General features: G+C 71.2%; 25 protein-coding genes. 16 read left to right on the top strand and 9 right to left on the bottom strand.

The genetic code is table 11. From position 1 onward, the window contains the following. Positions 1–386: 386 nt before the first annotated feature. Complete coding sequence (locus AB0B98_RS00485) at positions 387–851, bottom strand: MarR family transcriptional regulator (protein WP_357359556.1); 465 nt, start codon at positions 849–851, stop codon at positions 387–389. 96 nt (positions 852–947) lie between these two features. Between AB0B98_RS00485 and AB0B98_RS00480 the strand changes: the two genes are divergently transcribed. The 6 genes from AB0B98_RS00480 to urtE all read left to right on the top strand — a co-directional run bounded on the left by AB0B98_RS00480 (position 948) and on the right by urtE (position 7,363). Next, entirely contained in the window at positions 948–2,030 is a 1,083-nt protein-coding gene (locus AB0B98_RS00480; protein WP_357359554.1) for a substrate-binding domain-containing protein, read from the top strand. 419 nt (positions 2,031–2,449) lie between these two features. Next, on the top strand, positions 2,450–3,694 hold the full coding sequence (urtA, locus tag AB0B98_RS00475; RefSeq protein WP_238669113.1) for an urea ABC transporter substrate-binding protein: 1,245 nt from the start codon (positions 2,450–2,452) through the stop codon (positions 3,692–3,694). A 75-nt stretch (positions 3,695–3,769) separates the two neighbouring features. After that, positions 3,770–4,657 carry an urea ABC transporter permease subunit UrtB gene (urtB, locus tag AB0B98_RS00470; RefSeq protein ID WP_112605839.1) on the top strand — a complete coding sequence of 296 codons (888 nt, stop codon included), beginning with the start codon at positions 3,770–3,772 and terminating at the stop codon, positions 4,655–4,657. After that, positions 4,654–5,841: an urea ABC transporter permease subunit UrtC gene (urtC, locus tag AB0B98_RS00465; RefSeq protein WP_357359551.1), complete on the top strand. Its 1,188-nt coding sequence runs from the start codon at positions 4,654–4,656 to the stop codon at positions 5,839–5,841. Before urtB ends, urtC begins: the two co-directional genes overlap by 4 nt. After that, positions 5,838–6,671 carry an urea ABC transporter ATP-binding protein UrtD gene (gene urtD / locus AB0B98_RS00460; protein ID WP_357359549.1) on the top strand — a complete coding sequence of 278 codons (834 nt, stop codon included), beginning with the start codon at positions 5,838–5,840 and terminating at the stop codon, positions 6,669–6,671. The genes urtC and urtD overlap by 4 nt, the downstream gene beginning before the upstream one ends. Then, positions 6,671–7,363: an urea ABC transporter ATP-binding subunit UrtE gene (urtE, locus tag AB0B98_RS00455; RefSeq protein ID WP_357359547.1), complete on the top strand. Its 693-nt coding sequence runs from the start codon at positions 6,671–6,673 to the stop codon at positions 7,361–7,363. The genes urtD and urtE overlap by 1 nt, the downstream gene beginning before the upstream one ends. Positions 7,364–7,378: 15 nt before the next feature. Here urtE and AB0B98_RS00450 read toward each other — a convergent pair whose 3' ends face one another. Next, positions 7,379–8,413 (bottom strand): LacI family DNA-binding transcriptional regulator, encoded by a 1,035-nt coding sequence (locus AB0B98_RS00450; protein WP_357359545.1) that lies wholly within the window; start codon positions 8,411–8,413, stop codon positions 7,379–7,381. 133 nt (positions 8,414–8,546) lie between these two features. On the opposite strand from AB0B98_RS00450, the gene AB0B98_RS00445 reads away from it, so the two are divergent. From AB0B98_RS00445 to AB0B98_RS00430, 4 genes are all read left to right on the top strand, one after another. Continuing rightward, positions 8,547–9,494: a LamG-like jellyroll fold domain-containing protein gene (locus AB0B98_RS00445; RefSeq protein WP_357359543.1), complete on the top strand. Its 948-nt coding sequence runs from the start codon at positions 8,547–8,549 to the stop codon at positions 9,492–9,494. 37 nt (positions 9,495–9,531) lie between these two features. Then, entirely contained in the window at positions 9,532–11,634 is a 2,103-nt protein-coding gene (locus tag AB0B98_RS00440; protein WP_357359541.1) for a PQQ-dependent sugar dehydrogenase, read from the top strand. A 102-nt stretch (positions 11,635–11,736) separates the two neighbouring features. Next, on the top strand, positions 11,737–12,207 hold the full coding sequence (locus tag AB0B98_RS00435; protein WP_357359539.1) for a molybdenum cofactor biosysynthesis protein: 471 nt from the start codon (positions 11,737–11,739) through the stop codon (positions 12,205–12,207). A gap of 157 nt (positions 12,208–12,364) precedes the next feature. Then, positions 12,365–12,892 carry a hypothetical protein gene (locus tag AB0B98_RS00430; RefSeq protein WP_357286216.1) on the top strand — a complete coding sequence of 176 codons (528 nt, stop codon included), beginning with the start codon at positions 12,365–12,367 and terminating at the stop codon, positions 12,890–12,892. A gap of 1 nt (position 12,893) precedes the next feature. Here the strand turns inward: AB0B98_RS00430 and AB0B98_RS00425 are convergent, their stop codons facing one another. The 3 genes from AB0B98_RS00425 to AB0B98_RS00415 form a co-directional block, all read right to left on the bottom strand. Beyond that, positions 12,894–13,271 carry a nuclear transport factor 2 family protein gene (locus AB0B98_RS00425; RefSeq protein ID WP_238669122.1) on the bottom strand — a complete coding sequence of 126 codons (378 nt, stop codon included), beginning with the start codon at positions 13,269–13,271 and terminating at the stop codon, positions 12,894–12,896. Between the two features lie 106 nt (positions 13,272–13,377). After that, positions 13,378–13,929, bottom strand: a complete 552-nt coding sequence (locus AB0B98_RS00420; protein WP_357360550.1) for an ATP-binding protein — start codon at positions 13,927–13,929, stop codon at positions 13,378–13,380. 114 nt (positions 13,930–14,043) lie between these two features. Then, positions 14,044–14,376, bottom strand: a complete 333-nt coding sequence (locus tag AB0B98_RS00415; RefSeq protein WP_357359536.1) for a nuclear transport factor 2 family protein — start codon at positions 14,374–14,376, stop codon at positions 14,044–14,046. A gap of 180 nt (positions 14,377–14,556) precedes the next feature. Between AB0B98_RS00415 and AB0B98_RS00410 the strand changes: the two genes are divergently transcribed. Then, complete coding sequence (locus AB0B98_RS00410) at positions 14,557–14,943, top strand: DUF2267 domain-containing protein (protein ID WP_357359535.1); 387 nt, start codon at positions 14,557–14,559, stop codon at positions 14,941–14,943. A 172-nt stretch (positions 14,944–15,115) separates the two neighbouring features. Further along, positions 15,116–16,075 carry a hypothetical protein gene (locus AB0B98_RS00405; RefSeq protein ID WP_357360548.1) on the top strand — a complete coding sequence of 320 codons (960 nt, stop codon included), beginning with the start codon at positions 15,116–15,118 and terminating at the stop codon, positions 16,073–16,075. 74 nt (positions 16,076–16,149) lie between these two features. Here AB0B98_RS00405 and AB0B98_RS00400 read toward each other — a convergent pair whose 3' ends face one another. Beyond that, positions 16,150–18,555 carry a ricin-type beta-trefoil lectin domain protein gene (locus AB0B98_RS00400; protein ID WP_357359533.1) on the bottom strand — a complete coding sequence of 802 codons (2,406 nt, stop codon included), beginning with the start codon at positions 18,553–18,555 and terminating at the stop codon, positions 16,150–16,152. 396 nt (positions 18,556–18,951) lie between these two features. Here AB0B98_RS00400 and AB0B98_RS00395 point away from each other — a divergent pair, with 396 nt between their 5' ends. Then, a complete protein-coding gene (locus AB0B98_RS00395; RefSeq protein ID WP_357359531.1) occupies positions 18,952–19,170 on the top strand; it encodes a hypothetical protein in 219 nt (72 codons plus the stop codon). A 334-nt stretch (positions 19,171–19,504) separates the two neighbouring features. On the opposite strand, the gene AB0B98_RS00390 is transcribed toward AB0B98_RS00395, so the two are convergent. After that, on the bottom strand, positions 19,505–20,365 hold the full coding sequence (locus tag AB0B98_RS00390; RefSeq protein WP_357359529.1) for a copper resistance protein CopC: 861 nt from the start codon (positions 20,363–20,365) through the stop codon (positions 19,505–19,507). 103 nt (positions 20,366–20,468) lie between these two features. Between AB0B98_RS00390 and AB0B98_RS00385 the strand changes: the two genes are divergently transcribed. From AB0B98_RS00385 to AB0B98_RS00375, 3 genes are read left to right on the top strand one after another with little or no spacing between them, the layout of a single operon-like run. Then, a complete protein-coding gene (locus AB0B98_RS00385; RefSeq protein ID WP_357359527.1) occupies positions 20,469–20,945 on the top strand; it encodes a hypothetical protein in 477 nt (158 codons plus the stop codon). A gap of 5 nt (positions 20,946–20,950) precedes the next feature. Further along, positions 20,951–22,291 (top strand): hypothetical protein, encoded by a 1,341-nt coding sequence (locus AB0B98_RS00380; protein ID WP_357359525.1) that lies wholly within the window; start codon positions 20,951–20,953, stop codon positions 22,289–22,291. 37 nt (positions 22,292–22,328) lie between these two features. Continuing rightward, positions 22,329–23,096, top strand: a complete 768-nt coding sequence (locus AB0B98_RS00375) for a nucleotidyltransferase domain-containing protein (RefSeq protein ID WP_357359523.1) — start codon at positions 22,329–22,331, stop codon at positions 23,094–23,096. A 34-nt stretch (positions 23,097–23,130) separates the two neighbouring features. On the opposite strand, the gene AB0B98_RS00370 is transcribed toward AB0B98_RS00375, so the two are convergent. Both AB0B98_RS00370 and AB0B98_RS00365 read right to left on the bottom strand, forming a co-directional pair. Further along, the gene (locus AB0B98_RS00370) at positions 23,131–24,525 is read right to left on the bottom strand and encodes an FAD-dependent oxidoreductase (RefSeq protein ID WP_357359521.1); all 1,395 of its coding nucleotides are present in this window, start codon (positions 24,523–24,525) and stop codon (positions 23,131–23,133) included. A 238-nt stretch (positions 24,526–24,763) separates the two neighbouring features. Then, positions 24,764–26,491, bottom strand: a complete 1,728-nt coding sequence (locus tag AB0B98_RS00365; RefSeq protein ID WP_357359519.1) for a hypothetical protein — start codon at positions 26,489–26,491, stop codon at positions 24,764–24,766. Positions 26,492–26,633 lie beyond the last annotated feature (142 nt).

Here is a 26,633-nt window from a genome sequence, read left to right as displayed (position 1 = left end):
GGCGGCTGGGTGCCGCGTGTGGCCGGCAGTGTTCGCGGCTGGGTGGGTGTCCGGCCGGGTGGCGTTGGCGGCTGGGTGCCGCGTGTGGCCGGGCAGCGTTCCCGGTTGAGTGGGTGTCCGGTCGGAGGTTGTTCGCGGCTGCTTGGGGTCTGCGGCGTTGGTGGCTGGGTGGGGTGTCCGATCGGGTGCCGTTGGCGGCCGGTGGGGGTGTGCGGGCCGGGTCGCGTTGGCGGCTGGGTTGTGCGTGTGGCCGAGTGGTGCGTGCGGTCGGGCGGCGCTTGGAGGCGGGTCGCGCTGAAGGCTGGCCCTGGGCCGATCCTTGTCGCGTCGGGAGCAGGGTGAGACTGCGGCTCGCCCAGGAGGTCGGTCGGTGAGGCGGGGACGGCTCAGCGGTGGGGGCCGGACGCGTCGGCGTGTTCCCGTGGCCGGGCCGGGTCGAGACGGCCGATCAGGTCGCCGATCTGGCTCACCAGGTCGGCGGCGTGCTGCACGCCCAGTTCGGCGATGCTGGCTCGGACCCGCTCGTCCAGGCGGGCGTGCTCGCGGCGGCCCCGAGCGGTCAGGTATGCCCGGATCCGTCGGCGGTCGATCGGATCGACCCGGCGGAAGACGAGGTTGCGGTCGACGAGCTGGTCGACCAGCTTGGTGAGGGTGCCCGGCGGCAGCGACGCCTCGACGGACACCTCGCTCATCGGGTGGCCCTGGCCGTCGGCGAGCAGGCAGAGCACCCGCCACGCCTCGATGCTGATCGCGTCGTCGGCCAGAACAGCGCCCAGTCGGCGGGAGAGCAGCCGTTCGGCGCGGGTGAGCGAGCGCAGCAGGTCGGCTGGCGCCCCGGGCACGTCTGACATGAAACTCCCTGGGCCGGTGGCCCTGTCATGGTAGCGAGTCGTCCCGGCCAGTGGTGAGCGCTGGTCTTCCGTCGTGGGCCGGGCAATCATGTGGTCATGTCCGCGCCGGCACCGCCGTGGCTGACCGTCGACAGTGCCGTGGTCAGCATCGCGCTGGTCTACCCCATGCGCGGGCCGGCCGGCATGTTCGGCCCCACCTGTGAACTCTGCGCGCAGCTCGCGGTCGAGGAGATCAATCGGTGCGGTGGCGTGCTGGGTCGGGAGGTCCGGCTGGTGCCGGTCGACGGTGGCGCACCGCCGGCCGAGGTGGCCGCCGAGGTCGAGGCGTTGGTGTCGGTGGGGGCCGTGCAGGGGGTGACGGGGTGGCACATCTCCTCGGTGCGCCAGGCGTTGGCGCCCCGCGTCGCGCACCGTGTGCCCTACGTCTACACCGCACTCTACGAGGGCGGCGAACGCACCGAAGGTGTCTTCCTGACCAGCGAGACGCCGGATGCCCAACTGTGGCCCGCGATGCGGCTGCTCGCCGCGGAGCAGGGCGTGCGCCGCTGGTTCGTGGTGGGCAACGACTACGTGTGGCCGCGCCGGACGTCGCGGGCGGCCCAGCGGTACGCGCTGCGCGCCGGTGGGCAGGTGGTGGGCAGGCACTTCCTGTCGTTGGACGCGCACGACTTCACCGAGGTGTTGCGCCGCATCGAGCACAGTGACGCGGACGCGGTGTTGATGCTGCTGGTCGGTGCCGACGCGGTCCGGTTCAACCGCGCGTTCGCCCGATCCGGCCTGGACCAGCGCTGCCTGCGGCTGAGCACCCTGATGGACGAGAACATGCTGTTGGCCAGCGGCGCCGGCGCGACCCGGAGGCTGTACAGCACCGCGGGTTTCTTCGCCGGGCTGGTCACACAGGAGAATCTCGACTTCCACGGCGAGTTCGCGCGGCGTTTCGGGGTGGAGGCGCCGCCGCTGGGAAGCCTGGGGGAGTCCTGCTACGAGGGCGTCATGCTGCTTGCCGCGCTGATCGGCCAGGCCCGCACCCTCGACGTACGGGCCATCGAGACGGCCGCCGACACGGTTGCCTACCACGGGCCCCGTGGGCGGTTGCGGCTGCGCCAGCGGCACGTCCGGCAGCGCATCTACCTCGCCGAGGCCGACGGGCTCGACTTCACAGTGCTCGCCCAGCTCTGAACTCAGCACCGCAGTCGGCCCAGCCGACCCTTGACAGCGCCACCCGATCCCGTCCTAAGATGCTTCCTGCGTGAAGTATCTGCCATGGGGTCAGATCTCACCATTGCGTGCCCACCGTTGACGGATTCGTCCGCCGACCATTGTGGTGGCACTTATCCTGCGTTTTTCCGAACGGCCGACACCGCTTCCTCCCCAACGGTGTCGGCCGTTTTTCGTGCGCGCCTCGACGGTCCCTCGGAAACAGTCAATTAAGGACTGGGAAACACCCGCGCAATCATGCCGGTCAACGCTTTCCCTGCCCATATCCGATCCGGTGCCCTGCGCGGCGTCCACCCGTCGACCCTGGCATCGCCCACGTCAGCTCCATCGGACCGCACCGACCGTCCTTTCGCCACTTGAGTGCACCGCAGGGAGAGTAGATGTCATTATTCCGGGGCCGCCGCATCCTGGCGGGTGCCATGACCCTGGTCGCCGCGGCCGCGATGACCGCGTGCGGCAGCAAGACCACCGACGAGGGCGGCGCGACCGGCGTCACCGCCGACGTCTCCGGTGACACCGTCAAGGTGGGCCTGCTCAACTCGCTCTCCGGGACCATGGCGATCAGCGAGGTCACCGTCCGCGACTCCATCATGCTCGCCGTCGATGAGATCAACGCGGCCGGTGGTGTCCTCGGCAAGAAGATCCAGCCGGTCGGTGAGGACGGCGCCTCGGACTGGCCCACCTTCGCCGAGAAGGCCGAGAAGCTCATCTCCGAGGACCGCGTTGCCGCCGTCTTCGGCTGCTGGACGTCGGCCAGCCGCAAGGCGGTCAAGCCGGTGTTCGAGAAGAACAAGGCGTTGCTGTTCTACCCGGTGCAGTACGAGGGGCTTGAGCAGTCGCCCTACATCTTCTACACCGGAGCGACGACCAACCAGCAGATCGTTCCCGGGCTGGACTACCTCAAGTCGCAAGGCGTCAAGTCGGTCTATCTGGTCGGTAGCGACTACGTCTTTCCGCGAACCGCAAACAAAATCATCAAGGCGTACGCGACCGCGAACGGGATGACGGTGCTGGGTGAGGATTACGCGCCGCTGGGCTCGACCGAGTTCGGCACCATCGTCAACAAGGTCAAATCGTCCGGCGCGGACGCGGTGTTCAACACACTCAACGGTGACAGCAACGTGGCCTTCTTCAAGGAGTACAAGTCCGCGGGTCTGAGCGCCGCCGCGATGCCGGTGGTGTCGGTGTCGATCGCCGAGGAAGAGGTGAAGGGCATCGGCACCCAGTACCTGGAGGGCCAGCTGACGGCCTGGAACTACTACCAGACCACCCCGGGCGCGGCGAACTCGAAGTTCGTGGCCGCGTACAAGGCGAAGTACGGCGCGGACAAGCCGACAAGCGATCCGATGGAGGCCGCGTACGTCGGCGTGCACCTGTGGAAGGCGATGGTCGAGAAGGCCGGCGCCTTCGACGTGGAGAAGGTCCGCTCCGCCTCGGACGGGATCACCTTCGACGCGCCGGAGGGTCTGGTCACCGTCGACGGCAAGACCCAGCACATCGCCAAGACCGCCCGGATCGGCAAGATCGGCGCGGACGGTCTGATCACCGAGGTGTGGAACTCCGGCAAGCCGGTCGCACCGGACCCGTACCTCAAGACCTACCCGTGGGCGAGCGGCCTGAGCTGACGCCGCCGGCCCGGGCGGAACGCGTTGCCGCGCGCTCCGCCCGGGCCACCCGACCAGCAGTTCGGAGTCCCCACCGTGACAGTCCTCTTCGGTCAACTCTTCACCGGCATCAGCATCGGCGCGGTGCTGCTGCTCATCGCGCTCGGCCTCGCGCTGACCTTCGGCCAGATGAACGTGATCAATATGGCGCACGGTGAATTCATCATGGCCGGCGCGTACACCACCTACGTTCTGCAACAGAGCATCACCGGCGCCGGCCTCTCGCTGGCGGTCGCGCTGCCGGTGGCGTTCGTGGTCGCCGGCACCATGGGTGTCCTGCTGGAGGTGCTGCTCATCCGCCGGCTCTACGCCCGGCCACTGGACACCCTGCTGGTCACCTGGGGTGTCTCGCTGATTCTGCAACAACTGGCCCGGGACATCTTCGGCAGCCCGAACGTGCAAACCCGCGCGCCCGAGCTGCTCACCGGCAACGTGGCGCTGCCCGGCGGGCTGACCATCGCCAACAACCGGCTGTTCATCCTGGCCCTGGCGCTGGCTGCCGTCGCGGCGCTCACACTGGCGCTGCGACTCACCCCGCTCGGGCGTCGCATCCGCGCGGTGGTGCAGAACCGCGACCTCGCCGCCGTGTCCGGCATCGCCACCTCCCGGGTCGACCGGACGACCTTCTTCCTCGGCTCCGGCCTGGCCGGGCTCGCCGGGGTGGCCCTCACCCTGCTCGGCCCGATCGGCCCGACAATGGGCACCAACCTGATCATCGACGCCTTCCTGGTCGTCGTGGTCGGCGGGATCGGCCAGCTCAAGGGCAGTGTGATCGTCGCCTTCGCCCTCGGCGTGCTCCAGGCCACCGGGGAGTACCTGACCACCCTCAGCGTCGCCAAGGTGATCGTGTTCGTGGCGATCGTCGCGTTCCTCCAGTGGCGGCCACAGGGTCTGTTCACGCTGCGGACCAGGAGCCTCGCATGACCGCCGTCACCCCCGCGCCGCCCAGCACCGCCGTCCGTCCGGCGCCTGCCGGCGCCGTACCCCCGAACCGCCCCGCCGGCCGTTCGCGGCTCCGGACCCTGGCCGGCTTCGCCTTCGGCGCGGCGCTGCTGTTCGCCGTCGCCCCGCTGGTGTTGTCGGACTTCCGGCTGGCCCTGCTCGCCAAGTACCTCTGTGTCGCCATGGTCGCGGTCGGCATCGGGATCGCCTGGGGCCGGGGCGGGATGCTCACCCTGGGCCAGGGCGTCTTCTTCGGCCTCGGCGGCTACGCGATGGCCATGCACCTCAAGCTCGCCGACGCGGGCCCGGGTGGGATGCCCGACTTCATGCAGCTGTACGGGCAACTCGACGAGCTGCCGCTGTGGTGGCGGCCGTTCGCCAGCCCGTGGTTCGCGCTGCCCGCCACTGTGCTGCTGCCGATGGCTGTCGCCTTCGGGCTCGGCTCGCTGGTCTTCCGTCGCCGGGTCCGTGGCGCGTACTTCGCCATCCTCAGCCAGGCGCTCGCCGCCGCGATGGTGATCCTGCTGATCGGCCAGCAGGGCACCACTGGCGGCACCAACGGGCTCACCGACATCACCGGCTTCTTCGGCTACGACCTGGACGACCCGGTCAACCAGCGGATGGTGTATTTCATCATCGCCGGGACGCTGCTGGCGTTGCTCGCGCTGACCCGTCAGCTCATCCACAGCCGCTACGGCGAGCTGCTGGTGGCGGTCCGCGACGGTGAGGAACGGGTCCGCTTCCTGGGCTACGACCCGGCGTCGGTCAAGCTGGTGGCGTACGTGGTCGCGGCGGGGATGGCCGGGCTGGCCGGGGCGCTGTTCGTGCCGGCGGTGGGCATCATCTCGCCCGCGCTGATCGGCATCGTCCCGTCGATCGAGTTCGTCATCGGCGTCGCAGTGGGCGGCCGGGCGACACTGCTCGGGCCGGTGCTCGGCGCGGTGGCGGTCGCCTGGGCGCGTACCGCCCTCTCCGAGCGTTTCCCGGGCACCTGGACGTACCTTCAGGGGTTGCTCTTCGTGGTCGTGGTGGCGTTCCTGCCCGGCGGCCTGGCGTCGCTGTGGGCGTTGGCCCGCCGCCGCGACGTCGCCGCGCAGCCGCTGCGGCGCGGGTGGTTGTCGCTGGGCAGACGACGCACCGAGCGGACGGAGGTGCCGGCGGCATGAGCGAACGCACCGAGCGCAGGGAGGGCCGTGAGCGCATGCCCAGCCAGCACGGCATGAGCGGCGAACGGTTGGACGGGTTGTCCGTCCGTGACCTGCGGGTCAGCTTCGACGGCTTCACCGCTGTGGACGGCGTCTCGTTGGAGGTGCCCGCCGGTGACATCCGGTTCCTGATCGGGCCGAACGGCGCCGGCAAGACCACTGTTGTCGACGCGGTCACCGGTCTGGTCCGGGCCACCGGCTCGGTCCGGTTCGGGGTTGAGGAACTGCTCGGCCGGCCGGTGCACCGGATCAGCCGACTCGGCATCGGGCGGACCTTCCAGACCTCGACGGTATTCGAGGAGCTGTCGGTGTTGCAGAACCTCGACATCGCGGCGGGCGCTCGCCGCAGCTGGGCGACGCTGGCCCGCCGCCGCCGTGGTGTGCCCGACGAGATCGCCGCCGCGTTGGAGACCATCGGTCTGGCCGAGCGGGCCGCTGACCTCGCCGGGACGCTCGCGCACGGCCAGAAGCAGTGGCTGGAGATCGGCATGCTGCTGGTGCAGGACGCGCGGCTGTTGCTGCTGGACGAGCCGGTCGCCGGGATGAGCCATGAGGAACGCGACGCCACCGGCGCCCTGTTGGAGACGGTGAGCCGGGACCGCACCGTCGTCGTGATCGAGCACGACATGGACTTCCTGCGTCGGTTCGCGCGCAGCGTCACAGTGCTGCACGCCGGCCGGGTGCTCAGCGAGGGCACTGTCGCGCAGGTCCAGGCGGATCCGCGCGTGCAGGAGGTCTACCTTGGCCACCCGGTGGACGCCGGGTCGGCCCGCACCGGCCTGGAGGCATGATGCTGACGCTGCGCGGAGTGCACGCCGGGTACGGTCGCTCGGAGGTGCTGCACGGGGTCGATCTGGCGGTCCCGCCCGACGGGGTGGCCGCCGTGCTCGGGCATAACGGCGCCGGCAAGAGCACACTGCTGCGGGTCGCGGCGGGGCTGCTGCGCCCGAGTTCCGGCACCGTCGAGCTCGACGGTGAGGACGTCACCCGCGCCGGGCCGCACGAGCGGGTGGCGCGGGGGATGGCGTACGTGCCGCAGGGTCAGCAGTGCTTCCCGCACCTGACCGCTGCGGAGAACCTACGGCTGGTCGCCGACGGTCGGCGCGACGGGGCGGTGGCCACGGCGGAGGTGCTGGATCTGTTTCCGGCACTGCGCCCGCTGCTGCGGCGTCGGGCCGGGCTGCTCTCCGGCGGTCAGCGCCAGCAGCTGGCCATCGCCCGGGCCCTGATCACCCGGCCGCGGCTGCTGATGCTCGACGAGCCGACCGAGGGCATCCAGCCGTCGGTGGTCGCCGAGATCCAGGAGCGGATCGTCGAGTTGACCCGGCAGTCCGGGTTCAGTGTGCTCCTCGTCGAGCAGCACCTGGGCTTCGCGCTGCGGGTGGCGGACCGCTACCACGTGCTGGAGTCGGGCAGGGTCACCTCGCACGGCGACGGGGGTTCCACTGCCGAACGGGAGGTCCGGGCGGCGTTGGCGGTGTGATCGGGGTGGCGTCGGTCAGGTCCTCGGTGCCGGCCCGGTCGAGTCACGGACCACCAGCAGGTGCCCGGTGGGACGGCGGCGAGGGCGTGTCGTGCGTGGCTTGAGCGCGAGGGCGAGTGCCGTGCGGCCCATCTCGGTCATCGGCAGGCGGATGGTGGTGAGGCTGGGTGCGAGGTCGGCAGCCACGGAGACGTCGTCGAAGCCGACGACTGACATCCGTGCGGGCACCGGCACGCGGCGCGAGCGCAACGTCGACAGCACGCCCATGGCCATCGCGTCGTTGAGCGCGATGATCGCCGTCGTCTCGGGATGGTCGTTGAGGATCTGCTCGGCGGCGGCGCGTCCACCGCCGCGGGTGAAGTCGCTGTGCACGACGGCGAGGTCGGCGGGGGACCGCCCGCGCTCCCGCAGAGCCGACGACACTCCGGCCAGCCGGTCGGCGACGGTGGTGAGGCCGGCGCTGCCCGCGGCGACAGCGATCCGCCGGTGGCCGAGATCCATCAGGTGCTGGGCGAGCGCGAAGCCACCGGCCTCGTTGTCCGGCAGCACGGCGTCGACGCCGAGCGCGTGCCGCCCGATGGCGGCGGCCCGGCCGCCGTGGTCCTGGAACGTGGCCAGCTCGGCGCGCGCCGCGCTCTCCATCCGTGGGTCGTCGTAGCCCGAACCGCTGATCAGGACGATGCCGACCCGTTGGGCGATCAGGTGGCGCAGCTGTTGCAGCTCGTAGTCGGGGTCGCGGCCGGACTGGCAGATCTGCACGAGCAGCCCCTGCTCGGCGGCGAGCTGGATGACCCCGGCGGCGATCTCGGAGAAATACGGGTCGTCGACCTGATGGACGATCAACCCCACAGTGGAGGTGGCCCCGCTGGCCAGGGTGCGGGCGTACGGGTTGGCCACGTAGCCCAGTTCGCGGGCGACCTGCCGGATCCGGTCGGCCACCTCGGCGCTGACCCCCTCACGACCGGCGAGGGCGCGGGAGGCGGTCGCCAGCGAGACGGCGGCGTGTCGGGCGACGTCCACGAGGCGCGGCCGCTGGCTGGCCCTGGGCATCGGCAACCTTCCGAAAACATCCATGTCGCCCGATCTGTTGCGAGCGACATCGATCGAAGCCTAGGGTACGTAAGCGCTTTCGTAAGCGCTTACGTGACCGGCATCCGGGATGCCGCGAAACGAGGTGACAGCCATGTCCAGGGCCCGAAGAGCGGCCGTCTCCCTCCTGGCGATCGGCGCACTGACCGGCGCCAGCGCGCCAGCGGCGCAGGCGGATCGCAGCATGTCGTCCGACGTCCACCCGGCGCTGCGCGCGCACCTGGTCGCCGCGTACGACTTCGACCACCCGGTGCCCGGCGACCCCGCCCTCGAACGCGACCAGGGGCGTTCCGGCACCGAGATCGAGCTGATCAACGGCGGCACCGCCATGCGGGTGCCGGACCGCGCCTACCGCGGCAGCCGCAACGCGGTGCAGACCCGGCAGGTCGCCCCCGCCGTCGCCGGCAACGACGACTGGAAAGCCGGCACCTGGTCGGCCAGCGGGGTGCGGACACTGCGTGCCTTCAGCGCCACCGCCGGCACCACTGTGATGGGCTGGTTCAAGCTGAACATGGACAGCCCGCTACCCAACTCCACCACCGCCGACCCGGACGACAGGTACAACGCGATCGGGCTGGCCGGAGTGCTGACCGGCGACTCCGACGGCCACGGCGTCCGCGCCCTGCTGGAGCTGATCGACGTCGACGGGGAGTTGCGCCTCGTCGCGCTCGGCCGGCGGCTCGACGGCGGCAACTCACAGACCTTCGCCGCCACCCGGGACTGGCGTGAGCTGCTGCCGGTGGGGGAGTGGGTGCACCTCGCCGCCACCTTCGACTTCACCACCGGCGCGCTCGCCCTCTACCGCAACGGCGAGCCGGTGGACGGCTTCTACACCCGCGCCGACGACCCGTGGCTGGTGTCCGGGCCGGGCCCGCACGTGACCACCGCGTCCGACCCCCGGGGCATCAAGATCGGCGGGAGCTTCCCGCAGGACACACTCGAACGCAACCCGTGCGACTGCCGGATGGACGGCCTGATGTTCCTCGACAGTGTGGTCTCCGCGAACGACGTACGGAGGCAGTACCACCACCTTGCCCGCTGACCACCCTCGGCACCGTCCCACCGAGAAGGAGACACGCGTGCGCACCCTGCACCGCCGCGCCGGCACCGTCCGCCGGCCCACAGTGAGGGCCGGCCTCACCGCCCTCGTGCTGATCCTGTCCACACTGGTCGCCACGCCCGCGCGCGCCGCCGACGCGGTCTACGACCCGATCCCCGAGATGCCGGTCCAGTCCCGACTGGGGCTGGTCCTCAGCGAGTACGCAAGCTTCCCGCAGTCGTACCCCACGCCGGCGCCGACCGACGCGCGGCTCATGCGTACCGCGCGGATCAACACCATCATGGAGGTGCCCGACGGCTCCGGCCGGCGGGCGGTGCCCGACCTCAACGGCAGCCTCTACCTGGTCGAGGGTGGCGTGCCGCACGTCTACCTGGACGTGGCCGCGACGTTCGCGCCGCAGTTCTTCTCCGGTCGTGGGCTCGGCCAGGGCTTCGGGTACGTCGCCTTCCACCCGGAGTTCGGGGTGAACGGCCGGTTCTACACCATCCACACCGAGTTGGCGTCGACGACGACCGCCACAGCGGACTACGCCCAGCCCAACACCATCTTCCACGGTGTCATCACCGAGTGGACGGCGACGGATCCGGCCGCCGCCACCTTCGCCGGCACGCACCGGGAGGTGCTGCGCATCGGCTTCGGCGGTCAGGTACACGGCATCCAGGAGATCAACTTCAACCCCACCGCCAAGCGCCACGACCGTGACTACGGCCTGCTGTACCTCGCCGTCGGCGACGGTGGCCAGGGCGCGCGCAACACCGATCCGCAGAACCTTGCCCTGCCGCACGGCAAGCTGCTGCGGATCGACCCCCGGGGCACCAACTCCGCCAACGGGCGTTACGGCATCCCCGCCGGGAACCCGTTCGTCGGCAGGCCCGGCGCGCTCGGCGAGCTCTACGCGGTGGGTTTCCGGGACCCGCACCGCTTCAGCTGGGACCGGGCGACCGGCCGGATGTACCTCGGGCACATCGGTGAACACGCCGTCGAGGCCATCTACGAGGTCCGCGCCGGGGACAACTTCGGCTGGAGCGAGCGCGAAGGCTCCTTCGTCTTCGACAGGGCGGCAACGAATCCCTGCGACCGGCTGTTCCCGCTGCCCGCCGACGATGACAGGTACGGCTACACCTACCCGGTCGCCGCGTACGACCACGACCCCGCCGCCGGTTGGAACTGCACCGACGACGTCGGTGTCGCGGTGGCCGGTGGCTTCGTCTACCGGGGGCGGGCGCTGCCCGCGCTGCGCGGCAAGTACGTCTTCGGCGACCTGGTCGACGGCCGGGTGCTCTACACCGAGGCCAACGAGATGCGCCGGGGCCGGGATCTGGCCACGATCCACCAGCTCGCGCTCTTCGACACGGCTGGCACCCCGGTCCGGATGCGCGACCTGTCCGCCCCGGGCGCGCCCGGTGACCCCAACCGGGTGGACCTGCGCTTCGGCACCGACGCCGCCGGTGAGCTCTACATCCTCGCCAAGGCCAACGGAAAGGTCTGGAAGGTGACCGGTACCCGGGAGTTCGCCAGCGGTGACGTCGGAGACGTCACAGTCCGCCGCGCCGCCGGAGCCGCGAACTGGGCGCCGGTGACGCCTGCGAAGTGGCAGTTCACAGGCGACCAGGTCATCCTGGCCGAGGCCGGGGAGAGCCGGCCGGGCCCGCGCCGGCCCTTCGAGTACGCGGTGCTGACCAACGGCCCGCAGTGGTCGTCGGTGCGGATCGACGCCGAGGTACGACTCGACACCCCGGTGGAGGTCACCAACCGGGACGTGATCATCGTCTTCGGCTGGCGCTCCGACACCGAGTTCTACTACGCCCACCTCTCCACCGACAACACGATCTATCCGCACAACGGCATCTTCAAGGTGGACAACGCCGACCGGGAGCGCATCGACCACCAGTGGAACGGCCGCTCCCGGGGCGCCAATCCGGCGATCACCGATGCCCTGTGGCACCACGTCCGGGTGGTGCACCTGCCGAGCACCGGCGAGATCGCGGTCTACGTCGACGGACACCGCGACCCGCTGCTCACCGCGAGGGACACCACCTTCGGCTCGGGCCGGGTCGGCTTCGGCTCGTTCGACAACGTGGGCCGACTGCGCAACCTGACCGTCACCGGCACGCCGGCCTGAACCGGGGGCGCGGTGGGGACGACGACGCTCGCGCCGTCGTCCCCACCGGCTCATCCGTCGACCTGCCCCGGCGGGCCCGGTCCGGTTCGTAGAATTCCTGCCATGCCGGAGATCGTCGAGCTGTTGGCCTCGCCCGTGCACCGCTTCCTGGGCCGGCCCGCCGACGGCCCAGCCCCGGCCCCGCCCGGTGAGCTGGTGGAAGCCGTCCGGATCCGAGCCGGTCTCGGCATCGTCGGCGACAGGTACTTCGGCCAGCAGGCACACCGCGACGCCAGCGTCACAGTCATCGCCCAGGAGTCGCTGCCGGTCGGCATCGGCCTGGCCGAGGTGCGGCGCAACATCCTCACCACCGGGATCGCCGTGGACGAGCTGATCGGCAGGGTGCTGGTGCTGGACTCCGGCGACGGCCCGGTCAGCCTGCGGGTCAACCGGGCGGCCCGACCGTGCGCCTGGATGGACGTCACCGTCGGCCCGGGGACGTGGAAGGCGCTGCGCACCACCGGCGGCATCCGCTGTACGCCCCTCAACGACGGAACCCTGCGCGTCGGCGCCGTAGAGGCCGTCGTGAGCTGAGGACAGGGCTCGACGTCGACGGCCGAGCTGGCGGATTCGGCGAGGTGACGCTCTGGCGAGCTGGTGCGTGGTAGAACCAAACCGCGCATCGGCTCGCAGGTCTCCAGGCAGCCGGGGGCAGTGCCGACGGGACCTCATCCGAAACAGAGGTGGTGCGTTGAACCTCGAGCTGCGGCAGCTCATCGAGGAGCTGCGGGCTGAGCTGGCCGATGTGCCGGACAGCCTGGCCTACGCCGAGTTCGGCGAGGGGGCGGGGATCGACGCCGTGCCGGCGGGGCTCCCGGCCGGCCTGCGGGACCTCCTGCTGGTTGCCGACGGGCTGCGGGCGGGTCGGGTCGAGCTGGCGTCCTCGTCGACCCTCACCGGGATGCAGTACCACCTGGACTACGCGCCGGACTTCTCGTCCATCCCGCAGGACCGGGCCGGCTGGCTGGTGGTCGGCACCCGCAGCGACGAGCCGATCTTCATGGATCGCGGCACGGGAGCGATCTGGTACTTCCCACCCAACGGCACCGAATGGTTCATGTCCGACGCGTTCGAGGAGCTGGCCCCCGACGTGGAATCCTTCGTGGACTACTACCTGCTCGGGCCGGGCTACGCCGACCTGACCCCCGCCGACGACAGGTGGTTCGCGTTCCTCGACGAACAGGGCCTGCTCGATGAGGACGACGAGGACGGCAGCTGAGTCAGACCGGGCTGATGTGTGCGGCCAGGACCCGCCAGCCGTGCGGGTCGTCGTGCACCCACGTCCGGGTGTAGCGCAGCCGCGCAGCGAACGGCGCCCCCTCGGAGACGCCGGACACCCGGCCCAGGAAGAACGTCACCCCCGTCGCGCCGACAACGAGCAGGTCCAGCTCCTCCTCCACCAGTTCCTCAATGACCAAGCGGCGGTCCCGATGGGCGGCCAGGTCGTCCTGCTTGGTCTGGGTACGCCCGTCCGGGCCGATGGCGATCAGTTGGTCGACCAGCAACTGATCGAGGGCGGCGACGTCACCGGCCCGCTGGGCGGCCTGCAGGGTGCGCTCGGCGTCGAGCAGTTCGGCCTCGCGTGCGCTGTCCGGCATCGTGACGTCCTCCCGTTCGGGTCCGACCCGGTGCCACCATCGGCCCGGGCTGTCCGCATTGTGGCAGCCAACCTGGCCGGGGGCGGATGGGGATCGCCGCCGACCTTCACAGACTCAGGCGAATCCGTACGACGGTCTCCCCGGGGCCGGTGAGCACAGCGACCTCGTCACAGATCTGCTCGACGATTGCCAGCCCGCGACCTCGTACCGAGTCGGCGGCCGGCATGCTCCGGCCCAACGCCCGCGTCGGCCCGTGGTCGACCACGTCGCAGAACAACTGACCCGGCTCGGCCCAGAGCCGTACCCAGCCGCCGCCGGTGGTGTGCTGCAACGTGTTGCTGGCCAGCTCGCTGACCGCCAGCGTCAACAGCTCCACCCGCTCGGCCGACAGGCCACGGGCCAGCGCCCCGGCGCTGACGAACGCGCGCAGCGCCCGTATGTCGGTCGCGACCTGATACGCCATGGTGTCCGCGGCATGGGTGGGGACACTCTGCTCGGCCACGGTCTCCCGTCGCTCGCCCGGCATCAGCCCGCCCGGCACGGCTGCCCGGCCAGCGGCACCGCGTTCCGCGCGGATGTCGTGGGCGTGCGAGCCTCGAAGTGCGCCATCGGGCAGCCGGAACCCTTCTCGTAGCGACAGCTGTTGCCGCCACATCATGTCACCCACTGCCCTCTTGACTGTCTCGTCCGTTCGGCGGTTGATCACCTGCGGGCGGGCCCGACCAGCCTCGCGGCACGGCGTTCCCCCTTGGTATCGGTGGGGCACTCGGCGTCAGGGACGGATGTCCAGGGCGCCGATCAGCCCGTCGCGCAGCGTGAACCGGTACCGCAGCTCGATCGGGCTGCCGGGGAAGTCACCGGACAGCCGGGTGAGCGCCAGATACGAATCACCCGCCTGCGACGTGACCCGGACCGGCTCGACGGTGTACGAGTAGGCGTCCATCGACTTCTGCCGCCAGGCGCGGATCGAGGCCCGCCCGTCGTACAGCCGGTCCTCGTCGGCGACGCTCGCGGTGTCCGCGAAGCAGGCGACGAAGGCGTCCAGGTCCCGGTCGTTGACGGCCCGGAAGTACCGGTCGATCACGTCGGGCAGGTCGAGGGCCATCTGCTCCTCCTGCGGCACGGGCCGCCGTCGGGCAGCCGTCGGGTTCCCGGTCCGACCTCACCGTACGAGAAGCGGACGGCACCGCGCGGAGCAACAAGCAGAACCATCCCGCTCCGGCTGCCGGGTTTGCTACCGGTGGGCCCGGGTAGCCACGCGTTTCCGAAAGCGAAGGGCGGGGGCATGGCCGAGCTGGCGTTCGTCGACAAGGTTGCGGCACGGGCGGGTCTCCCGCCGGAGCAGGCGCGCCCGCTCACCGAGGCGGTCCTGCGGACCCTCACCGAGCGGCTCAGCGGCGGGGAGGCGGGCGCGTTGGCCCCCCACCTGGCCGACGAGCTGAGCCCGCTGCTGGTCAAGGCCGCCGAGCCGCCGGAAACGTTCGGCTACGACGAGTTCCTGCGCCGGGTGGCCGAGCGCGCCGGGATCGACCGTACGGCCGCCGAGCGGGGCACCCGCGCGGTGCTCCAGACGATGCACCGGGTGGTCGGGCACCGGGAGTTCGAGGACGCCCTGGCCCAACTGCCGGCGGACCTACGGGCACTGGCGCAGCCGCTGCCACACGGCCCCTGACCGACGCCCCAGCGCCGCACGCCACGGGCGTCGGTGACCGTTCGGTCCCTGGCGCCCCGCCATGACACCGGATCTACTGTGCGTTACCGATCGAACGCGCAGTGGTGGTGGCCCCGCGCCCGTCCGCCGGGTCGTCGCCGCTCCGATCCGAGGAGCGTCCCCCTTGGTGTCCATGGTGTCCCCGCGTCCCCTGCTGACCGCAGCGACGACCGTCGTCGCGCTGATCACCCTCGCTCCCGCTCCCGCCGCCGCGTCCGCGCACAGCTACCGGGTCGTCGACCTCGGCACCCTGAGCGGCGGTGACGGCGCCGCCACAGCGATGAACGACCGCGGCGACGTCGTCGGCTGGAGCACCGTCGCCAGCGGCGCGCGGCACGCCGTGCTCTGGCGCCACGGTGTCATCACCGACCTGGGCGTGCTGCCGGGCGACACGGATTCCAGCGCCGTGGACGTCAACGAGTTCGGTGACGTGGCGATCACCTCCTTCGGCCCGGACTACCTGACCCGCGCGGTGCTCTGGCGTGACGGCCAACTCCACGACCTGGGCACCCTGGGCGGGGAGAACAGCGTGGCGATCGGCGTCAACGACCGGCGGCAGGTGCTCGGCACCAGTGAACCGGCCGGCGACATGCCGCACCGCTTCCTGTGGCGCAACGGCGTCTTCACCGACCTGGGTCGGGAGTACTTCTACGAGTTCACCGCCGACTTCAACAACGCGGGCGACGTGGTGGGCGGGTTCAACGTGCCGCCGCAGGACTACCCGTGCACCTGCGTCGGTGGCCGGCTGCGCGACGGGGTGCTCACACAGATCGGCAGCGAGGCCGTCGGGATCAACAACCGGGGCCAGGTGGTGGGCGCGGCGAACGGGCGGGCGTTCCGCTGGCAGAACGGGACACTGACCGACCTCGGCACTCTCGGTGGCGACTGGAGTCGCGCCACCGCGATCAACGACCGGGGCGAGGTGGTGGGCCAGAGCACCACCACGGTGGCGTGGCGCCCGTTCCTCTGGCGCAACGGGGTGATGACCGACCTGACCACCCGGGGCGTGTGGGAGACCGACTCGATCGAGGACATCAACATCCGGGGCCACCTCGTCGGCGCCCGGGGTAACCGGCCGGTGCTGTTCCGCTGAGCGGAGATCCTCGCGCCGCTGACGGGCGGGGCGCGGCCTGACCCGCCGGTCAGTCCGCGCCCCCTCGTCCGAGGTCAGCCGGTTACCCCGCTGCTGACCACCCACTTCTGGTGTGCGCCGCCCGCGTACGTGCCGAGCTGGATCTGGGTGCGGTCGGCGCTGCTGCCGCCGGCGGCCTCCAGGACCTTGCCGGACTGCGGGTTGCGGATCGACCCGTCGGCCTGCGGCTGCCACACCTGCGCCGCGGTGGCGTTGCAGGTCCAGAGCTGAACCTTCGTGCCGTTGGCGGTGCCACCGTTGTCCACGTCCAGGCACTTGCCCAGCACCCGGTACGTGTCGCCGACCTTCGTCCACGACTGCGCGGTGGTGCCGTTGCAGGTCCAGAGCTGGATCTTCGTGCCGTCGGCGGTGCCCGCGTTGTCGACGTCCAGGCACTTGCCACCGACGCCGGTGATGGTGCCGCCGGTCGGCGGCGGGGGACTGCCCGGGATCGAGTTGAGCGTGTACCACGCCTCGGTGCTCCACAGGGACTGGCCGCTGCTGGAGGTGAACGGGCGCGGTGACCGCAGGTGCACCACCCTGCCGGCCTTGCGACCGGGCACCGTGAGGCTGACCTTCTTGCCGTCCGCCGAGAGGGTGGCCGAGGTGACCGTCAGGGTCTCCTCGTCGATCTTCGGACCGCCGTAGTTCGACGTCGCCACGTACCGCCACTGCTTGAGCTTGTAGCGCGCGGCCAGGTCGGTGGCGGTCGCCGTCGACACCGGCTGGGTGTACTCCACCTCGAAGCCGGTTGTGGTGGCGCGCATCGCGAGCATCTCGAACGTGGTGGCGGTGTTCGGCGTGAGTTTCTGCAGGCCGTACGAGAGCTTGCCGGTCTGGCCCCAGTTGCCGCCCGCGCCGAGCCCGCCGACGTAGATCGCGCCGTCCGGGCCGACGTTGACCTCGGAGACGCCCGCCTCCAAGCCCTGGGTGAGCCGGAACAGCGCGCCCTGGTACTCGCCGTTGACCTTTTCCACATTCGCGCGTTGCAGGCCGCCGTATGTCACGTCACCGATGACGAACTGGCCGGCGTAGCGACCGCTGGTCAGGTAGAGCGGCGTGCTGGGCGAGTTGGCGATCTCGTTCTGCGGCATCCAGAGCACCGGCTGCGTGACCGGTGCGGTGTCGAACGGACCCGCCGGGTTCGTGAAGTGGTTGAAGAACCGGCCCTGCTTGACGTGCACCAGCTTCGACGAGGGCAGCCAGCCGCCCTGGTTGTCGGTGACGAAGATGCCGCCCTCCGGGCCCCAGCCGATGCCGTGTGGCGTACGCAGACCGCCGGCGACGTAGCTGACCGCGCCGGTGTCCTTGTTGACCTTGAGGGTGGTGCCGCGGTTGGTGGCGGGCTGCGGGTTGGTGGTGGCGCCGCCGGAGTTGATCGACACCGACAGGTTCAGATAGAAGAATCCGTCCTGGTAGAGCAGGCCGAACGCGAACTCGTGGAAGTTGCCGCCGTACGGCCAGGTGGCGACGGTCTCCAGGCGCTCGGCCACCTCGTCACCGCCGGTGTTCACCAGCCGGGTCAACCGCTGCTTCTCGGTCACGTAGACCACCCCGTCGACGACCTTGAGCCCCATCGGTTCCTTGAGGCCGCCGGCGATCTTCTTGGTGGTCACGGCGCCCGGGGTCGTCGACCCGCCGGTGTTGCCGAGGATCCAGACCTCGCCGTCCTGGGAGGTGCCGGACTGGTCGCTGCCGCCCCAGGTGCTGATGACCAGTCGGCCGTCGGCCAGCCAGTCCATGCCGGTGACCTTCGGCTGGAAGCCGCTGGGCCGCAGGTTGGTCAGGGTGTAGCCGGGGTGCACGCCGGTCAGCGGCAGGCCGTCACCGGGGGTGTCGGAGATCCCCTCGCACTCCTTGCGTCCGGGTGCGGTCACCCGGACCACGCCGGCGTCGGTGCTCAGCGCCGAGTTCGGTACGACAACGAAGGTCGACGAACCGGGAGTCTTCCACTCCAGGGTGATCTGCTGCCCGCCCCCACGCTCGAAGTGGTCGATGCGAAGCGGGTGCAGACCGGCGGTGAGGGTGACACTGCCCTCCTTCGGAGGGGTCGCGCCGTGCAGGCCGTCATGGTTGATCACCACAGCGTTGTCGATCGTCAGCTTGGAGCCGTCGTCGCTGCTGAGCCGGAAGGTGTAGCTGCCGGCCTGGGTGGTGGTGATGTTGCCGAGCACCTGCGAGACGAAGTTGTCCTCGAAGCCGAAGTCGGCCGCCGAGGTCCAGTTGATTGTGGACATCAGCTTGTCCACGTTCGGGGTCTGGGCCGGTTTGAGGGTGCACAACTCGGACAGCGGCACCTGCACGTCGAAGACGCGCAGCGTGACGCCCGGTTCCTGCGCGGGGGCGGCGTTGGCGGGGACGGCCCAGAGACCGGCGGCGAGGACGAGTGCCAGCGCACCCAGGACGGGATGGTGGAGTCGGCGTAGCAGGCGTGTGCCCATCGTTCCTCCAGGAGGCAGTGGAGTGTCCGACGGCCGGCGTGGAGCAGCGGTGAGGATGACCGTCGGCCCGGCTCCGTAACGTCCTCGACGCCGACGAGTGACGTTGCGGAAACACCGGGTGGATGGCTCGAAACATTAAGGTGTTTCGATTGGAGTGTCCATGGCTTCGCCTTGATGCATCAAAAGTTTGCTATGTCCGTGCGAAAGTTCGCGACGGTACGCGAAGAATGTCGGGTGCACCGGCCTACCGCCGAGCCGGCAGGGGTAGCGCCGCCGGCGGCCGTCGACAAGGCGGTCCACCGCAAAGCCCAACGCCGTGGAACGCTGCTTGTGCCGCGTTGACGACGAGGCCCTCGATCATCGATGCTCGTGCCGGGCGGTCACCGGGGAGGTGTCATGGCGTTGCTGGATATCGCTGTCACGACGCTTGGCGGCGCGCTCTCGGCGACCGTCGGAGTTTTCGTCGGCGGGATGCTCACCCGCCGTGCCCAGGACCGACACTGGCTACGGGACCGGCAACTCGTGGCCTACCAGGACCTGCTGCGTGAGTACGCCACGTTCTCGATGATCCTGCGGCGCGCTCACTTGGGACGCACGGCCTGGGACTATGACTAGGGGGCGTGGAGCGCCGCACTGATGTCAGCCAGCCTCGTCGCCCCGAGCGCGGTCACCGCCGAGATCGAAAAGTTCGGCCACGCGGTGCAGCGACTCTTGGACGTCACCGCAGGGGTGGACACGACGACCGCGCCACTCTCGCAGGATCAGTTCGAGCAGGCGATGGTGGCGCCGGCCCGGGCGCAACTGGCCTTGGTCAATGCCATGCGCCGATCCGTAGGACGGAGTCAGAGGCCGCTGTCAACGTGGTTGGGCGGAGCAGGCGGCCGCCCACCGCATTGGGAGACGGCTCGATCCTGACACCCTGCCAGGTGCCAGCCCGCGTCGGACCGGCCTACCGCCGTCCGCGCGGACCGCTGGACCGGTTGCCGGGCTTGCGGGCCGGCGTGGCGGCCCTGCGGGCCTGGGTGCCGCCCTTACCTGCCGCGCCGGCCGGCCGACGGCTCGGCGTGGTGGCTCCGCGCGTCGCGGGCCGGCGACGGGCCGCCACCAGCACGATCGCCGAGACCACGACGACGATCAGCGCCGGGACCAACCAGGCCGGGAACCCACCGCCGCGTTGCTCCTGCGCCGCGCCGGCCGGGTTGTCCGCCGCAGCGCCGGTAGGGGCGACCGGACTGCCGCTGGCTCCGGAGTTGGTCGAGCCCTCGCCCTCGGCCTGCGCGAGCAGCGCCGGATCCGGCCCCGCCGTGGGCGCCGACCAGCCGGCCGGGGCCGGCGTGCCGGGCCCCTGGTAGTCGAAGGCCACCTCGCCCCGCACCGCCTCACCGTCCGAGGCCACCGAGAGGTAACTGGCGGTGTAGCGGCCCTTCGCCGGCCAGTGCGCGACGGTCACCATCGCCGGGAAGCCGGTGTGGTAGAGCCGCGGCTCGAACACGCCGTTGACCATGAAGTACTCGGTGACCGGCTTGTCCAGTCGCTTCGGCTCACCGTAGGACCACCCGTTGTCCACTCGCGACCCGTCCGGACCACTGATGGCGAAGTGCGCGTTGGACGCCGGCTTCTCGGTGAAGTACAACGCCAACTGGGTCAGCGGCTCGCGTACGACAGTGCCCTTCAGTGGGGTGGAGGTCGCCAGTTGGCCGTGCGCGGACGCCGGGGCGACAGGCAGCAGCAGCGACACCACCACTGTCGCCGCCAGCGCAGCCACGACACGGCTCAGGACCTTACGCACAGTGACCAGCTTCGATCGCATTCGTTCATCATGGTCATTTCCCCGGCACCGAACAAGACGTAGAGTTCTCCTCCCCGACGATCAACCCGACACCCGTCCCCCTCGCGTCGTTCGGAGTCCGCCCGTGTTCGTCCGTACCCCCGCCGCCCGGACCGTCGCCACCCTCGCCGCCGCCACCGTCGCCGCCCTGCTCCTCGCCGGTTGCGGGCAGGACGACGACCCCTCGGTGGCCACCCCCTCGCCGGTGCCCACGGCCGTCGCCCCGTCGAACGCCACCTCCACCGGGCCGACCCCGACAGCCACCAGCACGCCCAGCGCCTCTGCCAGCACCGCCGCCGTGGACCAACAGATCACCGTCACGATCGTGAAGAAGCGGGTCGACCCGCCGACCGGGCGGGTCACCGTCAGTAAGGGCCAGTTGGTCCGGATCACCGTCACCTCCGACGTGGCCGACGAGTTGCACGTGCACGGCTACGACCTGGGTGCCCGGCTGCCGGCCGGCACGCCCGGCTCGGTGGAGTTCCGCGCCGACAAGACCGGGCTGTTCGAGGTGGAGACGCACGAGTCCGAGCTGGTGCTCTTCCAGCTCGTCGTCCGCTGAACGACATGACGGCCGCCCCCTCACTGCTGGCACACGGCGTCGGTGGCCGCCAGGACCTGCCGATCACGCTGCCGCAGCTCGTCGTCGCCGCCGCGCTGACCCTCGTCGTCACGTTCGTGGCGCTGGGCCTGCTCTGGCGCGAACCCCGGCTCGACCGGGACGCCGTCGGCGGTCGCCCGGTGCCGCGCTGGCTCGCCCGACTCGTCGACGCGCCCACGTTCCGGTGGGCGCTGCGCGGACTCGGCCTGCTCGCCGCCGCCTGGTTCTGCCTCGGTCTGCTGGGTGGGCCGGACACCGCTGACAACCCGACCGCCGGTGTGCTCTACGTGCTGCTCTGGGTCGGGCTGGCCCCGCTGTCGCTGCTGCTCGGCCCGGTCTGGCGGGCGGTCAACCCGCTGCGCACTGTGCACCTGCTCGTGGCGCTGGCGGCACGGCGCGACCCGAACCGGGGGCTGCGTGAGCTGCCCGACAGCGTCGGTTGGTGGCCGGCAGCCGCCACAGTGTTCGGGTTCGTCTGGCTGGAGCTGGTCGCCCCCGACCGGGCCACCCTGCCGGTCATCACCGCCTGGCTGGCCGGGTACGCGGTGGTCATGCTGGTCGGCGCGGTCCTGTTCGGGGCCGGCTGGTTCGACAACGCCGACCCGTTCGAGGCGTACAGCACGGTGATCGGTCAACTCGCCCCGCTCGCTCGGGCCGCCGACGGCGTTCTGGTGTGGCGCAACCCGCTCGACGGGATCGCCGGCCTGCGACCCCGCCCCGGGCTGGTCGCCCTGGTGGTCGTGCTGCTCGGCTCGACAATGTACGACAGCCTCTCCAACGCGCCGGCCTGGTTACGCTTCAGCCAGGAGAACGGCCTGCACCCGGCGGTCACCGGCAGCGCCGGTCTGAGCCTCGTCATCGCCGCCGTCGCGGTGGCGTACCTCGCCGCCACCGGTGCCGCCGCACGCATCGGTCGCGCCGACGCGGCCGAGGCCCGTGGGGTGCCGGGCGAGATCGCCCACTCCATCGTGCCGATCGCCGTGGGGTACGTGGTGGCGCACTACTACTCGCTGCTGATCCTGGAGAGCCAACGCACCGTCGCGTTGCTCTCCGACCCCCTGGGCACCGGCGCCAACTGGCTCGGCACCGCCGGCTGGGAACCGCGGACCGCGCTGATCACGCCCTCCGGGGTGGCGACCCTCCAGATCACCGTCATCATCCTCGGGCACCTGCTCGGCACGCTGCTCGCCCACGACCGCGCCCTGTACCTGTTTCCCCGGGCCCGGGCGGTGGCCGGCCAACTACCCCTGCTGGCGTTGATGGTCGCCTACACCGTCGCCGGTCTGCTGCTGCTCTACGCGGGGTAGCCCCGGCCGGCTGCCGACCCGTGCGTCATGATGGCCCGTGGACTCCGATCTTCAGCGCTATCTCGACGACCTCGTCAGCACCGCCCGGGACGTGCTCGGCCCCGACCTGGTCGGCGCGTACGCGGCCGGTTCGGTGGGGCTCGGGGCGTACCAGCCCGGCCGCAGCGACGTGGACGTGGCGCTGCTCAGCGCCGGGCCGCTCACCGAGGCCGCCAAGCAGACGATTGTCGCCCGGCTGCGACACGAGGCGCTGCCCTGCCCCGCACGCGGACTGGAGTTGGTCGTCTACGACCGGGCGGTGGCCGCCTCCGGCACCCCGGAGCCCGGCTTCGAGGTCGAACTGAACACCGGGGCCGGCATGCCGTTCCGGCGTACCCTCGACCCCGCCGACCGCCCGGTCGCCGACGGTCGATTCTGGTACGGCCTCGATCGCAGCATCCTGCACCAGAGTGGACTCCCGCTGCTCGGGCCGCCGGCGGGGGAGGCCTTCGCCGACCTCGTCCCGGCCGACCTGCGCCGGCTGCTCGTCGAGGCGCTGTCCTGGTGGCTCGCCCTGCCCACGCCCCCGGCCGACCAACCCGCGCCCGGCAGCGAGGACGCCGTACTGGGCGCCTGCCGGTCACTGGTGCGCCACCGCGACGGCGTCTGGTTGGCGAAGGTGGCAGCCGGCCAGCGGTTGATCGACGCCGGCGACCGGGCCGAGGTGATCCGTCGGGCGGTCGCCGCACGCCACGGCGGGCCCCCGCCCACCGGGGCGCAGGCCCGCGCCTTCCAACAACGGGTACGCGACGAGATCGCCGGGTAGCCGTCGCCCGGTTGCCGGTCGGGCTTCGCGGCGCTCAGCGGACCGGGCTGGACTTCAGTGAGGCGAAGAGCAGGTTGAGACCCTCGGTCATTGTCGGGTGGGTGATGACAGCGTCCCGCAGGGCGGTCCACGGCATCCCGGCGAGCATGGCCAGCTGCACCGACGTGATCACCTCGCCGGCCTCGGCGCCGAGCAACGCCGCACCGAGGATCCGGTCGCTGCTGGTGTCGATGACCGCCTTCCACATGCCCTGGGTCTGGCGCAGGGTGCGGGCCCGGGGGATGGCGGCGACCGGCAGGTGGGCGACCTGGATGTCGTACCCGGCGCGGCGTGCCTCGGTCTCGGTCAGCCCGACCCGCGCCAGCTCCGGTGTGGTGAAGACGGTGTACGGGATCAGCCGGTCGGCGGTGCTGCGCTGGCCTCCCGCGAGGTTCGCGCGGATGATCCGGTAGTCGTCCAACGAGACGTGGGTGAACTGCGGGCTGCCGGCGACGTCCCCGGCCGCCCAGGTGCGCTCGGCGCTGGTACGCAGGTGCTCGTCGACGTCCACGAAGCCCCGCTCGCTCAGCCGTACGCCGGCCGCGTCCAGGCCGAGCCCGTCGGTGACCGGTTCCCGGCCGGCCGCCACCAGCACGTCGTCCCCGATCACCACGCTACCGTCGTCCAGCGTCACCCGGAGCGCGCCGTCGGCGTCCCGGTCGACCCGCGCGACAGCCACACCCACCCGTACGTCGATGCCGTCGTCGAGGAAGACGCGCATCACCGCGTCGCTGATGTCGGGGTCCTCGCGGGTGAGCAGCCGTGGACCGCCCTCGACCAGCGTCACCGAGCTGCCGAACAACGCGAACATCTGCGCGAACTCCACCCCGACGGTGCCGCCGCCGAGCACCACCAGCCGGGCCGGCAGCCGGTCCAGGCGCAGCAACTCGTCGCTGGTGAGCACTCCGGCCTCGGCCATCCCGGGCACCGACGGCAGATGGGGGCGGGTGCCCGTGTTGATCACCACGTCGCTGCCGCGCAGCAGCCGCTCGCCGCCGTCGGCGAGTGCCACCCGTACGGTCCGGGGGGCGATGAACCGGGCCTCGCCGATCACCAGGTGCAGACCGGAGTCGAGGAACTGCTGCCGGTTGGCGGCGACCATTCCCTCCACCACGTCCTGCTTGTGCGCGCGCAACAGGTCGATGTCGACCCGGCCGCCCTCCACCGCCAGGCCGAGCGCCGACGCGTCCCGCAGCTGGCGGGCGGCCCGCGCGCTGGTCACCAGCGCCTTCGTCGGGATGCACGCGACGTTGATGCAGCTGCCGCCGATCATGCCGCGCTCGACCATGGCGACCCGCTGACCGGAGCGGGCGACGTCCATGCTCAGCGTCTTGCCGGCCTTGCCGCCACCGACGACGAGAAGGTCGAACTCCTCCGGTTGGTCGGTCACCGGGCGCTCCTCTCGGTCACCGGCCAGGCCGGCGGCCACCGCTGGTGCGCGGCGGCCAGCCCAGCCTGCCAGCTCAACCGGCTACGGCGACCCGCTTCCGTGCAGAATCTGCCCGGACCACCCTCATTCCGCGATCTTGCACTTACTGTGCCGACGTAAGGGGGCATTTCCGCGCATCTGGGCAACCGAAACTGCAAGATCGGCGCGGGCGGGGCCGGGGGTGCAACCACGGGTGAGGTCAGTGGCGGGCGGCGCCGTTCTCGCTGACCGGCTGCCCGAAGGCCAGGAACGGCACTGGCGTCGGTGCGTCGTTACCGATGTGCCGGGGGAAGGTCCGCTCGGCGTCGTCGGCGCCAACCTCGCGGGCCGCCGTAGGTTCGGACGTCGTCGACTCGTCCGCCGCCGCCGGTGCGTCCGCATGCTCGCCGTTCGCCTGCTCCGCCGGTGCCCGGTCGCCGTTCGCCTGCTCGGCCGGGGCCTGGTCGCCATTGGCCTGTTCCACAGGGGTCAGGTCGGCGTAGCGGTTCTCGACCGGGGTGCGGTCGACGGGCGCGGGGCGAAGCGGGGCGCGATCGGCGTCCGCATCGTCCACCGTGGGGCGCTCGGCGGAGTACCTGTCGACGCCGACGCGGTCGACGGTGAGCCGCTCGACGCCCACCCGCTCCGGGGCGGGCCGGTCGGCGTTGGAGCGGGAACCCACCATCGGGTACTCGGCGGTCTCCGTACCGCCGGCTGCCGCGGCCATGACCGCCGCGGCGGCGAGGTCGGCCACCCGCTTCGCCTCCCGCTGTACGCGGGCGCGGACCTCCTTGGCGTGCCGCTCGGCGGAGTCCCCGGCCCGCCGGGCCTCGTCCAACCGGGCACTTTCGGCGGTCAGGTCCCGACGGACCTCGCTGAGTCGCTGCTGCATCCGGGACAGCTCGTTCTCCAGCGTCTCGCCCTCCTGGCGGATCTCGGCGAGCTGCTGGCGGCCGGTGTCCAGCTCGGCGTTCAGGTCAGCGGCCTCCTGCCGGCGCTCGTCAAGCTCCTTCTGCAGGGCGGCGAGCTGCTGCTGATGGCTGGCGGCCTGCTCGTCGGCGCGGTTGCGCAGCTCGGTCACGTGCTGCTGCGCCTCGGCGAGCAGCGCCGCGATCTGCTGCTCGGTCGCGCTGCGCTGCTCGGCCAGCTCCTGCTCGGCGGCGGCCTGCTGTTCGGCGATGTCCTGCTCGGCGGCGGTACGCCGCTCGTTGACCTCTCGCTCCACGCTGGCCTGCCACTGGGCCATCTCCTGCTGGTGCTTGGAGCGGGTCGACTGGAGTTCCTGCTGGATCTGGGTACGGGCCGACTTCATGAGCGCGTCGGCGGCCACCCGGGTCTGGTTGAGCTGCTGCGCGCTCTGCTCGGTGATCCGCTTGGCCTCGGCCTGGGCGCGCTCGTGCGCTGCCTCACCGTCGGCCCGCAACTGCTCGGCGTGCTCGCGGATCGCTGTCAGTTCCGCCTCGGCCAGGGTGCGCCGCTCCTCGTGCGCCTGCTCCTGCTCGGCCCGTCGGGCGGCCAGTTCCTCGGCCAGATCCTGACGTGCCTGCGCGGCCCGCTCACGGGTGTCGGCGAGGATCCGCTCGGACTCGCTGCGCAGCTCGTTGGCCCGGTCGGTGGCCGACTCGGTGATGATGCCGGCCTGCTTCTCGGCGAGCGCCATGATCTCGCCGACCATCGGGCCCAGATCGTGGAACGAAGCGCGGTCCACCTGCACGGGTTGCTCCTGAAGCTCAGCCAGTTCGGCACGCAGCCGCTGCACCTCGGCGGTCAGTTCACGGACGCGGACGGCGGAGCGCCCGTGCTCTCCGCTCAGCATCGCGATCTGGCCGTCGAGCTGCTCCAGGTGCCGGTCCACCTGGCGTTTGTCGTATCCGCGCAGGGCGAGCTCGAAGCTCGGCCGGGAGGCCGCATCGTCGCGTGCTGCGTGCGGCTCAGCGCCGATGGACATGCACCATCCTCCGTACGATCGGGGCGTCAGGGTCGGCGGTCGCCTGCCCCACTGGCCGTCAGTGTGGCGCAACGCTACCGCCGAGCGGACCTCATGCGAAGTCCTGCCCCACCACCTCTCACGTTGCCGTCCCGTGTGCCAG

Source organism: Micromonospora sp. NPDC048947, assembly GCF_040649495.1.
Taxonomy (GTDB): domain Bacteria; phylum Actinomycetota; class Actinomycetes; order Mycobacteriales; family Micromonosporaceae; genus Micromonospora; species Micromonospora alfalfae.
This window is presented reverse-complemented; position numbering and strand designations above follow the sequence as displayed.

Bases quoted from the DNA above. Each gene is read 5' to 3' on its own strand.
- AB0B98_RS00485 (WP_357359556.1), bottom strand. From the start codon at position 851: ATGTCAGACGTGCCCGGGGCGCCAGCCGACCTGCTGCGCTCGCTCACC.
- AB0B98_RS00480 (WP_357359554.1), top strand. From the start codon at position 948: ATGTCCGCGCCGGCACCGCCGTGGCTGACCGTCGACAGTGCCGTGGTC.
- urtA (WP_238669113.1), top strand. From the start codon at position 2,450: ATGTCATTATTCCGGGGCCGCCGCATCCTGGCGGGTGCCATGACCCTG.
- urtC (WP_357359551.1), top strand. From the start codon at position 4,654: ATGACCGCCGTCACCCCCGCGCCGCCCAGCACCGCCGTCCGTCCGGCG.
- urtD (WP_357359549.1), top strand. From the start codon at position 5,838: ATGAGCGAACGCACCGAGCGCAGGGAGGGCCGTGAGCGCATGCCCAGC.
- urtE (WP_357359547.1), top strand. From the start codon at position 6,671: ATGCTGACGCTGCGCGGAGTGCACGCCGGGTACGGTCGCTCGGAGGTG.
- AB0B98_RS00450 (WP_357359545.1), bottom strand. From the start codon at position 8,413: ATGCCCAGGGCCAGCCAGCGGCCGCGCCTCGTGGACGTCGCCCGACAC.
- AB0B98_RS00445 (WP_357359543.1), top strand. From the start codon at position 8,547: ATGTCCAGGGCCCGAAGAGCGGCCGTCTCCCTCCTGGCGATCGGCGCA.
- AB0B98_RS00435 (WP_357359539.1), top strand. From the start codon at position 11,737: ATGCCGGAGATCGTCGAGCTGTTGGCCTCGCCCGTGCACCGCTTCCTG.
- AB0B98_RS00425 (WP_238669122.1), bottom strand. From the start codon at position 13,271: ATGCCGGACAGCGCACGCGAGGCCGAACTGCTCGACGCCGAGCGCACC.
- AB0B98_RS00420 (WP_357360550.1), bottom strand. From the start codon at position 13,929: ATGATGTGGCGGCAACAGCTGTCGCTACGAGAAGGGTTCCGGCTGCCC.
- AB0B98_RS00415 (WP_357359536.1), bottom strand. From the start codon at position 14,376: ATGGCCCTCGACCTGCCCGACGTGATCGACCGGTACTTCCGGGCCGTC.
- AB0B98_RS00410 (WP_357359535.1), top strand. From the start codon at position 14,557: ATGGCCGAGCTGGCGTTCGTCGACAAGGTTGCGGCACGGGCGGGTCTC.
- AB0B98_RS00405 (WP_357360548.1), top strand. From the start codon at position 15,116: ATGGTGTCCCCGCGTCCCCTGCTGACCGCAGCGACGACCGTCGTCGCG.
- AB0B98_RS00400 (WP_357359533.1), bottom strand. From the start codon at position 18,555: ATGGGCACACGCCTGCTACGCCGACTCCACCATCCCGTCCTGGGTGCG.
- AB0B98_RS00395 (WP_357359531.1), top strand. From the start codon at position 18,952: ATGGCGTTGCTGGATATCGCTGTCACGACGCTTGGCGGCGCGCTCTCG.
- AB0B98_RS00390 (WP_357359529.1), bottom strand. From the start codon at position 20,365: ATGCGATCGAAGCTGGTCACTGTGCGTAAGGTCCTGAGCCGTGTCGTG.
- AB0B98_RS00380 (WP_357359525.1), top strand. From the start codon at position 20,951: ATGACGGCCGCCCCCTCACTGCTGGCACACGGCGTCGGTGGCCGCCAG.
- AB0B98_RS00365 (WP_357359519.1), bottom strand. From the start codon at position 26,491: ATGTCCATCGGCGCTGAGCCGCACGCAGCACGCGACGATGCGGCCTCC.